This window comes from Bradyrhizobium sp. USDA 3650, from assembly GCF_054057395.1.
Genome location: NZ_JBSRZG010000001.1, coordinates 2,196,015 through 2,209,479 on the forward strand (window position 1 = coordinate 2,196,015; position 13,465 = coordinate 2,209,479).

The 13,465-nt window shown below is 65.1% G+C and carries 10 protein-coding genes; 3 read left to right on the top strand and 7 right to left on the bottom strand.

Translation table 11 applies throughout. From position 1 onward, the window contains the following. Positions 1-68: 68 nt before the first annotated feature. The 6 genes from ACVIN2_RS10455 to ACVIN2_RS10480 form a co-directional block, all read right to left on the bottom strand. Positions 69-2,225, bottom strand: a complete 2,157-nt coding sequence (locus tag ACVIN2_RS10455) for a methyl-accepting chemotaxis protein (protein ID WP_456765553.1) — start codon at positions 2,223-2,225, stop codon at positions 69-71. A gap of 327 nt (positions 2,226-2,552) precedes the next feature. Further along, on the bottom strand, positions 2,553-4,286 hold the full coding sequence (locus ACVIN2_RS10460) for a methyl-accepting chemotaxis protein (protein WP_456765554.1): 1,734 nt from the start codon (positions 4,284-4,286) through the stop codon (positions 2,553-2,555). Positions 4,287-4,493: 207 nt separating this feature from the next. Beyond that, a complete protein-coding gene (locus tag ACVIN2_RS10465; RefSeq protein WP_247298960.1) occupies positions 4,494-4,745 on the bottom strand; it encodes a DUF6894 family protein in 252 nt (83 codons plus the stop codon). Between the two features lie 162 nt (positions 4,746-4,907). Then, positions 4,908-5,507, bottom strand: a complete 600-nt coding sequence (locus tag ACVIN2_RS10470; protein WP_456765555.1) for a hypothetical protein — start codon at positions 5,505-5,507, stop codon at positions 4,908-4,910. 112 nt (positions 5,508-5,619) lie between these two features. Continuing rightward, positions 5,620-6,606 (bottom strand): acrylyl-CoA reductase (NADPH), encoded by a 987-nt coding sequence (gene acuI / locus ACVIN2_RS10475; protein WP_456765556.1) that lies wholly within the window; start codon positions 6,604-6,606, stop codon positions 5,620-5,622. A gap of 40 nt (positions 6,607-6,646) precedes the next feature. Further along, entirely contained in the window at positions 6,647-7,900 is a 1,254-nt protein-coding gene (locus ACVIN2_RS10480) for an MFS transporter (RefSeq protein WP_456765557.1), read from the bottom strand. A gap of 330 nt (positions 7,901-8,230) precedes the next feature. Between ACVIN2_RS10480 and nadA the strand changes: the two genes are divergently transcribed. Genes nadA through nadC form a run of 3 tightly spaced genes read left to right on the top strand, consistent with a single transcriptional unit; the run spans position 8,231 to position 11,838 of the window. Further along, entirely contained in the window at positions 8,231-9,337 is a 1,107-nt protein-coding gene (gene nadA, locus ACVIN2_RS10485) for a quinolinate synthase NadA (RefSeq protein WP_456765558.1), read from the top strand. Positions 9,338-9,346: 9 nt separating this feature from the next. Further along, on the top strand, positions 9,347-10,948 hold the full coding sequence (locus ACVIN2_RS10490; RefSeq protein WP_456765559.1) for an L-aspartate oxidase: 1,602 nt from the start codon (positions 9,347-9,349) through the stop codon (positions 10,946-10,948). 11 nt (positions 10,949-10,959) lie between these two features. After that, a complete protein-coding gene (nadC, locus tag ACVIN2_RS10495; protein ID WP_456765560.1) occupies positions 10,960-11,838 on the top strand; it encodes a carboxylating nicotinate-nucleotide diphosphorylase in 879 nt (292 codons plus the stop codon). Between the two features lie 162 nt (positions 11,839-12,000). Here the strand turns inward: nadC and ACVIN2_RS10500 are convergent, their stop codons facing one another. Further along, positions 12,001-13,455 (bottom strand): cell wall hydrolase, encoded by a 1,455-nt coding sequence (locus ACVIN2_RS10500; RefSeq protein WP_456765561.1) that lies wholly within the window; start codon positions 13,453-13,455, stop codon positions 12,001-12,003. Positions 13,456-13,465: the final 10 nt, after the last annotated feature.

The window sequence follows — 13,465 nt, forward strand, 5'->3', positions numbered from 1 at the left end:
CTGCGAACGCATGCGAGCCACCGCGCGTCTTCGCGCGGCGGTTGCAGTCGTTGATGACGGCGGCCGCGTCACGCTGCGCGCACGGTATCGAGGAAGTTGCCGACCTCGAGCTTGAGGCGGTTGCTGTCTCCGGAGAGCGACTGGGCCGCCGCCAGCACCTGCGACGACGCCGAGCCGGTCTCGCTCGCGCCGCGCTGCACGTCGGTGATGTTGGCCGAGACCTGATGGGTGCCTTCCGCCGCCTGCTGCACGTTGCGGGAGATTTCCTGTGTCGCCGCGCCCTGCTCTTCCACGGCAGCCGCGATGGTGGAGGAAATCTCCGAGAGCTTCTCGATAGTGCCGCTGATGTCCTTGATTGCGCCGACCGAATGCTCGGTCGCGGTCTGGATGCTGGCGATCTGCTGCCCGATCTCGCCGGTGGCCTTCGCGGTCTGTTCGGCGAGTGCCTTGACCTCGGAGGCGACGACCGCAAAGCCGCGACCGGCTTCGCCGGCGCGCGCGGCCTCGATGGTCGCGTTGAGCGCCAGGAGATTGGTCTGACCTGCGATGGTGTTGATCAGCTCGACCACGTCGCCGATCCGCGTCGCCGCCCTGGACAATTCGCTGACACGCTCGGTGGTGACACGCGCCTGGCCGACAGCTTCGTTGGCCACGCGGGCCGATTCCTGCACCTGCCTGCTGATCTCGGTGATAGAAGACGACAGCTCCTCGGTCGCCGACGCCACCGCCTGCACGTTGGTGGACGCCTCCTCGGAGGCCGCAGCAACCATGGTCGTGAGCTGCTGTCCGCGCTCGGCGGTCGATGTGAGCGTCGACGCCGAGGCTTCGAGCTCGGTCGCTGCCGAGGACACGGTATCGACGATCTCCCCGATCGCGGCTTCGAAGCCGTCGGCCAGCTTCCGCATCTCCGCCTTGCGCTGCTCGGCTGCCCGCCGCTCGGCCGCAGCGTGATCGCCGCGCATGCGTTCGACTTCGAGGCCGTTTTGCTTGAAGACTTCAACGGTCCGCGCCATCTCGCCGACCTCGTCACCTCGGCGGGTGCCTGGCACGACCGTCGTGAAGTCGCCATTGGCGAGCCCACCCATCGCAACCGAAATGGCTGAAAGCGGCTTGAGGATCCGGCCAAAGGTGATCCAGAAACTGAGGCCAGCGAGCATCACCGAGGCGCAGAGCAACACGACCGTGAAAGCGAAATTACGAGTGCTGCCTTCTGCCTGCATCGTGGCTTCGCGGTCAGCGGCCGCGCCAATGGCTTCACCGAGCTTCAGCACCGCATTGATGCCGGCAGTGGCCCGCGCGAAGTACTCAGGTCCCGTGATCTTGTAGTCCCCGCCTTCGCCACCGGCGAGCACAAGCGCCCGCGTTTCGCCGTAGGCTCCAAAATAGGACTTTTCGACCTCCGTCATCGCCTCGCCGATCTGCGCGGCGAGGTCGGAGCGCAGCCGCACCGGCAATACCGTGTCCCATGCGAGTTCGACCTTGGCTCGCAGCGCCGAAAGGCGCTCATACCCCTCCATCCCGAGCTTCGCGCGCGCACCGACGACCCCGGCCAGCAGGGCCCGCTCCCTTCCGGCATTCTCGGCCATCTGAGCTGTCAGATGTCGCAAGCCGATGAGCTGCGCCAGCCTTGCCACGGGCGGGCTGGTGAGCGTTTCGAGCGTCAGCCGCAAGCGGTTGCTCGCGACGTCGATCACCTCCGTAATCGTTGGAACGAAGCCATCGACGAGGTCAGGCTCGCGTTGGACGCGCGGGCGCGACATTCCCGCATCGGCCTTCTCACGCAAGAGACGCAGCGCCTCGAATTTCGCCGCGGCGTCCGCAATTTGTCTTTGCCCCGCTGTCATTTCGGGAATCGCGCTGATATCGAGGATGGCTTGGCGATAGGCCTCGTCGGCCGTCGCGCGCGCCTTTGCGATTTCGGCGCGGCGCTCGGCGCTGACGACATCAGGAGACTTCAGCACGGCGTTGGTCAGCCCGCGTTCGATCGCCCAATGTCCTGCGCTGCGCAGCAGCAGATGGGCAACTGCATTGACCTTCAGGAATGCCTCGGACTCTCGCCGCTTGAGGATGGCCTCATAGGCGATGAATCCAGCCGAGGCCAACCCCAGCAAGACCAAGACAGAGATGATGATTGGCAAGATCGTGCCGATCCGAACATGTCCAAGCCGACTCCACGCGCTGGCGGCCTGAGTTCGGACCTGCTGATAATGAGCAGGGCTCAACATGCTACGTTTCCCCCAAAGGAAACACGCAGCCAAGTCCTTGCCGGCTGCATGGACGTTGATCGCCCTTGCCGGAGAATCTAGTCCTCGAGCTTCGCATTCTGGTTAACGGGAGGGCCCGGAGAAATACTGGGATTTCAGCCCAAATAATTGAAATGGAAGAGATAATTTCGCGAGCAAGTTGTAAATTTCAGCTTGAGGTCGCCACTGTTTACTTTTGCAGCCGACGTTCGCCGAAGGCATGCGCGAGACGTTCGCGGCGACGATCGGATGCAAAAACGCCCCGCCTAAGGAGGCAGGGCGTCTTCCGAACTGTCTGGAACGAGGTTCTTAGGCGGCGCGCACGGAATCGAGGAACTTGCCGACCTCGAGCTTGAGGCGGTTGCTGTCGCCGGACAGCGACTGCGCGGCTGCCAGCACTTGCGAGGATGCCGATCCAGTTTCGCCCGCACCGCGCTGCACGTCGGTGATGTTGGACGACACTTGATGGGTACCTTCCGCCGCCTGCTGCACGTTGCGCGAGATCTCCTGCGTCGCCGCGCCCTGCTCTTCGACGGCCGCAGCGATCGTGGATGATATCTCGGACAGCTTTTCGATGGTGTTGCTGATGGCGCTGATCGCGCTGACCGAGTCCTGCGTCGCGGCCTGAATGCCGGAAATCTGCTGGCCGATCTCGCCGGTCGCCTTCGCAGTCTGCTCGGCAAGCGCCTTGACTTCGGAGGCGACGACGGCAAAGCCGCGGCCGGCCTCGCCGGCGCGCGCGGCCTCGATGGTGGCATTGAGCGCCAGCAGGTTGGTCTGGCCGGCGATGGTGTTGATCAGCTCGACCACGTCGCCAATGCGAGCCGCCGCCTTGGACAATTCGCCGACACGGTCGGTCGTGGTTCGGGCCTGGGTCACCGCCTCGCTCGCGACCCGCGCCGATTCCTGCACCTGGCGGCTGATCTCGGTGATCGAGGACGACAGCTCTTCGGTCGCGGAGGCAACCGACTGCACGTTCGTCGACGCCTCCTCGGAGGCCGCAGCCACAACTATCGTCAGTTCCTGTGCCCGCTCCGCCGTCGAAGTCAACGTCGAGGCCGAAGCCTCGAGCTCCGTCGCGGCCGAGGAGACGGTATCGACGATCTCGCCGACGGCGCCTTCGAAACTATCGGCAAGCCTGCGCATATCGGCCTTGCGCTGCTCGGCCGCCACCTGGTCCTGCCGCATCTTGGCTTCCGCTTCCCCGCGCGCCTTCTGCTCCGATACGACCTTGAATTTCTCGACAGCCGCAGCGACGCCGCCGACCTCGTCCTTGCGGCCGAGACCCGGCAGGACAACAGAGAAGTCACCACCAGCGAGCTTGTCCATGGCAACCGTGAGCGCGCGGATCGGCCGCGCGATGGTCAGGAAGGACATCAGCCACGAACCAATGAGAACGAGCACGGCGCACGCGCCGACCACCATGCCGAGACGCTCGCTCGCGGCCATCTCCTGTGCCGCGGCCGCGATTTCTTCGTCGCCTTTGTGCTTGGCGAAATCGGCAATCTCGCTGGTCAAATTATCCAGCTGCGTAGCGAGCGGCAGCGTCACCTCACGGATGTGGCGCGCGCCTTCCTCGGAAATCTTGGCGGCGCGGACCGGGTCCGTGGCCGCAACGGCAATGGCCTCGCTGCGAACAGAGGCGTTCTGCTGCGCGCCCTTCAGGTAATCGGCGGACGTAGACTTGAGCTTCTCCATCCGCGCGCGATTTTCCGGTGAGTGCGCCAATCTGAGCATGGAATCGACGACGCCGTTCAGCGCTTTCGACCGCTCCAGCAGAGTCTCGCTCGCCTTTTGCAAGTCACCCTGATTGTTGGCGAGACGCATGTCCCGTACGGCGAGCTGCATGCCGCGTATCCCAAGCTTGGCTTCGGTGGCCTCGCGCACCAATTCCTGCTGCGCAAGCGCGCCTTGGTTGGAATGACGCACGGTGTTGTTGCCGATGACCTGGCTCGCGATCATGGCGCCGACGAGAACAACGCCGAACACCGAAGCGAGCGCGAGCTTGGTACCGATTTGCAGATTCTGGATGAGTCTCGACATGAGGGCGTTTCCCGGGATTGCGCGGCCAAGTCATTGTCGGCCGCCCTCGGCGTTGATCGCCCTTGCCTAAAAACTGAGCTTCAGGTGTGGTTATCCGGTTAACGACAGCCCCCGGACAACTACCGGACTCGCCAAAAATCCCTTTAAAAACGGCACGGTCCGCGCGCTTAACAGGTTAACCACACGCGGCGGTAGGATGCCCGATTTCTAACCAGTGCGACCAAGGGCCTTCTGGCTCTCGCCGATCAAGCTGATCCGGAACACCGGCTCCTTGTTCTCGTCGAGCAGCTCCATGCGCCATTCGGCGTTCTGTTTCAGGCCGCGCGAGATGCCGCCGAGCAAATTGGCACAGACTTCGGTCATCTCGGTCCAGGCCGCGGCGCGGTCCTCGAACTCATATGGCTGGTCGGCAGCACCGGAATAGCGGCCCGTGCTGATACGGAAGAAGTACAGCGACATCGTTGAACCCTTTTATCGGGCCGCGCCCCCCGGCCGTACGCAAACTGGGGTGCGAACAGCTACCAACGCATGAAAGCCGCCGTCCGTATGACTACGGCGCGGCGGCTTCGTGTCTGATGGCAGCTCTCAACGACAAAGTGCGCAGACTGTCCCGCGCACCAATTACTGGGTGGAGCGGCGCAGCTCCAGCGGGGCGTCGTCCCTGGCGGGCTCCGATTTGACTTGCGGCTTCACCGGCTCGAGCCGGCTACTCTCGACGCGCGGGCTCTCGACACGCGCGGCGACTTCGGTGTTGGGCGTGCCGACCGAACCCGTGTGTTCCGAGGTGCGCAGCGAGCGCGGCCGCGCTACGGCGCGCGCCATCAGCATCTGGTTGCCGCCCTGGTGATGGAAGTCGCAATAGGCGAAGCCCATCCCCGATACCGAGCCGCGGAAACTGCGATCGTCGGTCTTTTCAAGGTTGAAACAGGGCTCGAACGGAATGCCCTTGATGGAGGCGCAGACGTTCTGGCCGCGGATCTGAAGCGTGTTGCCGGGCAGGCGGAGATGTTTCACCGGACCTGCACCCGAGAACTGCACGGCGCCGGCGGCGCCGAGGTCGTCCATGATGCGGCCAGCCCCGCGGGTGCCGTCAAAGCAGGTGAAAGCAAACACCTTCCCGGCGACGAAGCGGCGCGCCTCATCGGCGTTCATGCTTCCAGCAATGGCCGGCGCAAACGTCGCTACCGCCGTGACCGCCCCCAACACAATACGCGCAAGCATGCTCAACTCCGAACCAACCCCGCAGCGGGCTATGCCTTATCTCTTTACCCGCTGCTTACCATACTAACCATGGCGACATTGAAGCAGCATGGTTGGTAAAGTCTGAACGCCGTTAGACAATTTTTACAACGGTGCGACCGCGGACCTGGCCGGCCAGGATTTTCGCGCCCCACTCCGGAACTTCGGAAAGCGAAATTTCGTGAGTGATTTCAGCTAGTTTTGTCCGATCCAGATCGGACGCCAGGCGCTGCCAGGCGGCTTTCCGCGGCTCGATCGGACACATCACGGAATCGATGCCGAGAAGGCACACCCCGCGCAAAATGAAGGGTGCGACGGAAGACGGCAGGTCCATGCCGGCGGCCAAGCCGCACGCCGCGATCGCGCCGCCGTACTTCGTCATCGACAGCAGGTTTGCGAGCGTGGTCGAGCCGACACTATCGACGCCCCCCGCCCAGCGCTCCCTCGCAATCGGCTTGGCGGCCGCCGACAATTCGTTGCGGTCAATCACCTCGGTCGCGCCGATCTCCTTCAGATAGTCGGCTTCGGACGCACGGCCGGTGGAGGCGATGACGTGATAGCCGAGCTTCGAGAGCACGGCGGTCGCAACCGAGCCGACACCGCCCGCCGCGCCCGTCACCACGACCGGACCGCTGTTCGGCGACACTCCGTGCTTCTCCAGCGCCAGCACGGACAGCATCGCGGTGAAGCCGGCGGTGCCGATCGCCATGGCGTCGCGCGCCGACAGGCCCTGCGGAAGAGCGACCAGCCAGTCGCCTTTCACCCGTGCCTTCTCGGCATAGGCGCCGAGATGGGTCTCGCCCATGCCCCAGCCGGTGCAGACGACCTTGTCGCCCGCCTTCCATTGCGGATGCGAGGACTGCTCGACCGTGCCGGCGAAATCGATGCCGGCAATCATCGGGAAACGGCGCACCACCGGCGCCTTGCCGGTGAGCGCGAGGCCGTCCTTGTAGTTCAAGGTCGACCATTCCACGCGGACGGTGACGTCGCCCTCCATCAGCTCGGCTTCGTCGAACTGCGTGAGCTGCGCGGTGGTGCCCTTGTCGGCCTTATCGATCCGGATCGCCTTGAACGTCGCCACAGCAAAACTCCCTGACTTGTTTCAGGGGATGTTTAGCCGATCAGGCAGGCTGCGCAACCGCCCGCTGGACTGGTTTCTCCACGATCGGAAGATTGATCAGCGCCGACAGCACGCCGAACAGGATCGAAAGCCACCAGATCGGCGTGTAGGAACCGAACCGCTCGAACACGATGCCGCCGAGCCAGACGCCGAGGAAGCCGCCGACCTGATGGCTGACGAAGGCGAAGCCATAGAGGGTGGCGAACCAGCGCGTGCCGAACATGATCGCGACCAACGCCGAGGTCGGCGGCACGGTCGACAGCCAGGTCAGGCCGGAGACCGCGCCGAACGCAATCGCCGAGAACGGCGTGATCGGGAACGAGATGAAGGCAAGCGTCGCAAGCGCGCGGGTGAAATAGATGGTCGAGAGTATGTAGCGCTTGGGCAGTGAGTTCTGGAGATAACCGACGCTGAGCGATCCCATGATGTTGAACAGGCCGATCGCCGCGATCACCCAGCCACCGATTTGCGTGGAGATGCCGCTGTCGACCAGGAAGGCCGGCAGATGCACCGTGATGAAGGCAAGCTGGAAGCCGCAGGTGAAGAAGCCGAGGACAAGCAGCACGTAGGAGCGATGGCCGAAGGCTTCCGCGAGCGCTTTAGTGAAGGTCTGCTGGTCCGCAGGCGCCGCGTTTGCCGTGCTCGCGACCGGCGGCGTCGAGAGCGCCAGCGCCAGCGGCACGATCAGCAGCATCAGGAAGCCGAACACGGTGAGCGCCTGTTGCCAGCCGAAATTGTCGATCAGGGCCACACCGATGGGTGCGAACAGGAACTGCCCGAACGATCCCGCCGCAGTGCCGGCGCCGAGCGCAAGGCCGCGCTTCTCGGCCGGCAAGAGCTTGGTAAAGGCCGACAGCACCAGATTGAACGAGCAGCCGGCGAGACCGAAGCCGACCATGACGCCAGCGCCGATGTTGAGTGACAACGGCGTCGAGGAATAGCGCATCAGGAGCAAGCCGCCGGCATAGAGCAGAGCGCCGACGCACATCACCCGGAACAGGCCGAAGCGATCGGCGACCGCGCCGGCGACCGGCTGGCCCAGTCCCCACAGCAAATTCTGAAACGCGATCGCGAGGCCGAACACGTCGCGGCCCCAGGCATATTCACGACTCATCGGCTGCACGAAGAAGCCCAGCGCCGAGCGCGGGCCGAAGCCGAGCATCCCGATCGCGCAGCCGCACAGAATGATGATCGCCGGCGTGCGCCAGGAGGAGGAACGGGAGACCGAACCGAGCTCGCCCATCTGTGTCGACATGCTGTTCCTCGTGCGTCGTCGCGGATTCGCAAATGGCAGCCGCGAGCGAGCTCGTTTAATGCATCTGCATGAAAACCCCAAGTCAAAAACGATTGCGTTTCGCGAAGAGCTGGCGCGAGAGCATTGCATTTCCTCGCGGCCTCGGTCGACGCGCCGAGTGCCCGACTTGACGGAAATGTGTGCGGCGAGATCTGGCGGCTTCAAACAGGACGTGCTATTTCTTATTTGCTCATATCGAGCATATCTGATGGATCCCCGGCCTGTCGGCCGGATTTCTCAGGCCCTTTATATGCTCAAACTGAGTATAAATGACATGCACGGGAGGCTTCGATGCCGCTAACTGGAATTTACGGCCCCGACGACTTTGCCAGCCGGCCCCAAAGCCAGCTCATCATCCCGGTACGGACCGAGCAGGCGCGAACCGGACCTGCGCTGCCGATGCCTTCGCTGGAATGGACGCCGGAGGTCGAGCGAGCCACCGCACCGCTTTACGAGCGCGTGAAACACGTCATCCCGCCGATCGAATGGCCGCTGATGGCCCCGACGATCAAGGCGATCAACGAGCTGAAGCAGGCCCGGGGCGCGGTGATCCTCGCGCACAATTACCAGGCGCCGGAGATCTTCCACTGCGTCGCCGACATCGGCGGTGATTCGCTCCAGCTCGCGGTCGAAGCCACCAGGGTGAAGGCCGGCATCATCGTCCAGTGCGGCGTGCACTTCATGGCGGAAACGTCGAAACTGCTCAATCCAGACAAGACGGTGCTGATTCCTGATACGCGCGCCGGCTGCTCGCTCGCTGCCAGCATCACCGGCGCCGACGTCCGCCTGCTCCGCGACAGATTTCCCGGCGTGCCTGTCGTTGCCTATGTCAACACCTCCGCGGAGGTGAAGGCGGAGGTCGACATCTGCTGCACCTCGTCGAACGCGGTGCAGGTGGTCGAGAGCCTCAGAGCGCCCAGCGTGATCTTCCTGCCCGACCGCTATCTCGCCACTTACGTGGCCTCGAAGACCGACGTGAAGATCATTGCCTGGAAGGGCGCCTGCGAGGTGCACGAGCGCTTCACTGGTGCCGAGCTGCGCAGCTATCGCGAGGCCGATCCCTCCGTACAGATCATCGCCCATCCCGAATGCCCGCCGGACGTGCTGGCCGAGGCCGACTTCACCGGCTCGACCGCGCACATGATTAACTGGGTGCGCGAGCGGCGGCCGCGTCGGCTGGTGATGATCACGGAATGCTCGATGGCCGACAATGTCCGCGCCGAGCTGCCCGATGTCGAGATGCTGCGTCCCTGCAATATCTGCCCGCACATGAAGCGCATCACACTCGCCAACATTCTGGAGAGCCTGCTGAAGCTTCGCGAGGAAGTGACGATCGATCCCGCACTTGCGGACCGCGCAAGGCGCTCGGTCGAACGGATGATCAATTTAAAGAATTGAGATAAAGCCATGACAAACAACATCAACACGCTCACCCGCTCCGACGACGTCGTCATCGTCGGCGGCGGCCTTGCCGGATTGTTCTGCGCGCTCAAGCTCGCGCCGCGGCCCGTGACATTGATCTCGGCCGCGCCGCTCGGACAGGGCGCGTCGTCCGCATGGGCGCAAGGCGGCATTGCCGCGGCCATGGCTGAAGGCGATACGCCGGAAGCGCACGCCGCGGATACGATCGCTGTCGGCGGCGGCATCGTCGATCAGGCGGTCGCACTCGGGATCGCGCGCGAGGCAGCACCGCGGATTCACGACCTTCTCGCCTATGGCGTGCCGTTCGACCGCGATCTCGAAGGCAGGCTCGCAGTCGGGCGCGAAGCCGCACACTCGGCGCGGCGTATCGTGCATGTGCGTGGCGACGGCGCGGGCGCCGCCATCATCGCGGCCCTGAGCGATGCCGTGCGGCGCACGCCTTCGATCCGACTGATCGAAGGATTCGTCGCCGAGGCGCTGTTGACCGAGGACGGCGCTGTCACCGGTCTTCAGTTGCGCGAAGCCGACAATTTCGCCGCACGGCCGATCCTGCTCGCCGCGCGGACGGTGGTGCTGGCCACGGGTGGCATCGGCCATCTCTATGCCGTCACCACCAATCCGCGCGAGGCCAGCGGATCCGGCCTCGCGATTGCCGCACGCGCGGGCGCGCTCATCGCAGATCCCGAGTTCGTGCAATTTCACCCGACCGCCATCATGGTCGGCCGCGATCCCGCGCCGCTCGCCACGGAAGCCTTGCGCGGCGAAGGCGCGGCGCTGATCAACGGCCGTGGCGAGCGCTTCATGGCGGCGCGCCATCCGCTCGCCGAGCTCGCACCGCGCGACATCGTGGCCCGCGGCGTGTTCGCGGAGATCTCCGCCGGGCGCGGCGCCTTCCTCGATGCGCGGCAGGCGCTGGGTGGACGTTTTGCCGACAGATTCCCGACCGTCCATGCAAGCTGCATCGCCGCTGGGATCGACCCCGCCGCGCAGGTCATCCCGATCGCACCGGCGGCGCACTATCACATGGGCGGCATCGCGGTCGACCATCGCGGCCGCAGCTCGATCGAAGGGCTCTGGGCCGGCGGCGAAGTGTCGTCCACCGGCGCGCACGGCGCGAACCGGCTTGCGTCGAATTCGCTGCTGGAGGCCGTGGTCTACGCCGCGCGCATCGCCGACGACATCGCCGGCCGCACCATTCCCTCGCCCACACGACTGGCGGAGTTGACGACACCGCGGAACGGCGCGCCGGATGCTGCGGCCGTGAAGCGGCTGCGAACGCTGATGAGCGCGCATGTCGGCGTGATCCGCGACGGTGACGGGCTTGCAGACGCGGTTCGCGGCTTCGCCGCGCTCGAACGCGAAGCCGCGAGCATCGCCGTCCGCAACATGGCAACGGCAGCCCTGCTCGTGGCGGCGTCGGCCTGGAACCGGTGCGAGAGCCGCGGCGCGCATTTCCGCTCCGACCATTCCGCGGACTTTCCCGCACTCGCGCAACGCACGATGACGACTCTCGCAGCAGTGCGCGAGATCGCAGATGGCCTGACCGAACGCCCGACACCGCGCACCGCGCAACCCATGACCGCCTGATGGAGTCTGCCATGATCACCCCGACTTCTCTGCTCTATCCCGACGCCTTCCTCTCCCCGCTCGCGATCGACGAGGCCGTGCTGCGCGCGCTCGATGAGGATCTCGGCCGCGCCGGCGACATCACCTCGCTTGCGACGATCCCCGAGGCAACGAAGGCGCAAGCGATCCTGGTCGCACGACAATCGGGCGTGATCGCCGGTTTGCCGCTGGCGCTCGCCACCTTGCAAAGGCTTTCGCCCGACATCGAGGTACGCGCACATGTTCGCGACGCCGCGCGCGCCGCCCGCGGGCAGCAGGTGCTGACGATCTCGGGGCCGGCACGCGCCATCCTCACGGCGGAGCGGACCGCGCTGAATTTCGTCGGCCGCCTGTCAGGCGTTGCGACGCTCACGGCGGACTATGTTGCGCGCACCGAGGGCACCCGGATGCGGATCTGCTGCACGCGAAAAACCACGCCGGGATTACGGGCGTTGGAGAAATACGCGGTACGTTGCGGCGGGGGCTTCAATCACCGCTTCGGGCTCGATGACGCGATTCTGATCAAGGACAACCACATCGCGGTCGCCGGCGGCATCCGGCCCGTGCTGGAGCGCGCCCGCGCCCATGCCGGCCATCTCGTCAAGATCGAGATCGAGGTCGACACGCTGGCGCAGTTGCGCGAGGTGCTCGACACCGACCTTGCCGACGCCGTGCTGCTCGACAACATGGACATTGCGACGCTGCGCGAAGCCGTCAGGCTTAACGAGGGACGTCTCAAGCTGGAGGCATCCGGCGGCGTCACCCTGGATTCGATCGCGGCCATCGCGGCGACCGGCGTCGACTACGCTTCAGCCGGCGCGCTGACGCATTCGGCGCCGAATTTCGACTGCGCGCTGGATATCGAGATGTGAGGCCGGTCTTCTCCCTCGCCCCGCTTGCGGGGAGAGGGTTGGGGTGAGGGGGAGCCTCCACAGGGAAGGTGAGAGTTGGACTCGTGGAGAGTCCCCCTCACCCAGATTGCATCTTCGATGCAATCTGACCTCTCCCCGCAAGCGGGGCGAGGTGAAGAACGCCTACCTTCGCTCGGTCGCGCCCATCTCGGCGGAGCTCTTGGCTTCCTGGGTGAGCTCGGCGGAGAGCGCTGCGGTCTGCGCTGGCGTCCCCCAGCTCGGTTCCTCGCTGCCGTCGCCCCAGGCGCGCGGGCGATAGAAGGTGTGGACGCCGGTCTTGTACATCTTCTTCATCTCGGCGACCCAGGACGGGCGTACCCAATAGGCGTGGTAGTGCGTGGACTTGCCGACCTCGGGTAGCCAGATCTGGCCGTCGAGCATGGCCTTCGAGATCTTTTTCGCACGCTCCCACATCTCGGGCTCGCGGATCACGTCGGCATTGTTGTCGCAGGCGAAGGTGAACTGGCAGGCGAGATGGCGGTGCTTGTTCTGATAGACGGCGCCGCACACCGTGTCCGGATATTTGCCGGAGAACACGCGGTTCATCACCACCTGCGCAACCGCCATCTGACCGCGCACGGCTTCGCCGCGGGACTCGAAATAGACGGCTTCCGCGAGGCATTTTTCGGACTTCGCGCGCGACTTGTCGTCGAGCGCGAGCCGTTCCGCCGGCGATCTGGCGCGCTGGTTGTCGACGTTGACCTCACCCTTCGGCGCGACGCTCTCGCCGCTTTCGATATCCTTCGCAATATCCTCCGACGGCGGCGACAGCGAGGCCGTCACCTTCATGTCGGGGTCGGGCATCACAATCAGCGGCTCCGCGCCGGGTTGCCAGCTCTCGATGCTCTCGACATTGCCACCGAGTGAGGAACTGCCGAAGAACAGGTTCGAGGTCTTGACGCGGAACGGATCGCGCGGCGGTGCGGCCGGAATGGTGGCCTGCTTCAGGGCTTCGAGCGGTTGGAGCGCGAGCGAACGCGCAGCGTCGCTGGCTTGTGGCGCATTGGTGTATTGCGGCAGCGGCGGTGCGCGCAGCGCTTCCGCGAGTTCGGGATCGAGCGCGGCCGCGGACTCCGGCGACATCGCCGGTGGCAGCGCGACCGTCTTGGCGCCGAACACCGAGCTGTTCGACGTCGCGGGATCTTCCTGCGTCGGCGCTGCCGTTGGCGCGCCCGCTTCGGGAGCCTGCGTCGGTGTGACCGTTGCGAGCCGATCACCCTTCATGGAGCGATCGACTTTGGGAAAATCGGCGGCCTGGTAGCGCGGCGGCGCCTGAAGCGCCGGGTTGCGGCTGATCGCGCCGGTGACGTCGCGGCCGTCGAGGCTCGCGAGGCGAACCATCGCGCTCTGCGGAGCCGAAGTGCCGATCGGCCGGGAAAAACTGTAAGTGGCGAGCTGTATGGAGGACGCAGCAGAGAACACCTGCTTCTGCCAACGCTCCGCGACGCCGGGTTGGCGCGCCAGCAGCGAGGCAATGTCCTGATAGCCGGTCTCTCTCGGCATCAATGCGAAGATGCAGAGACCGATGCCGAAGGACGCGAACCGCGCGCCCTTCGGATGGGTACGCAACAAAAACATCGATACGCTC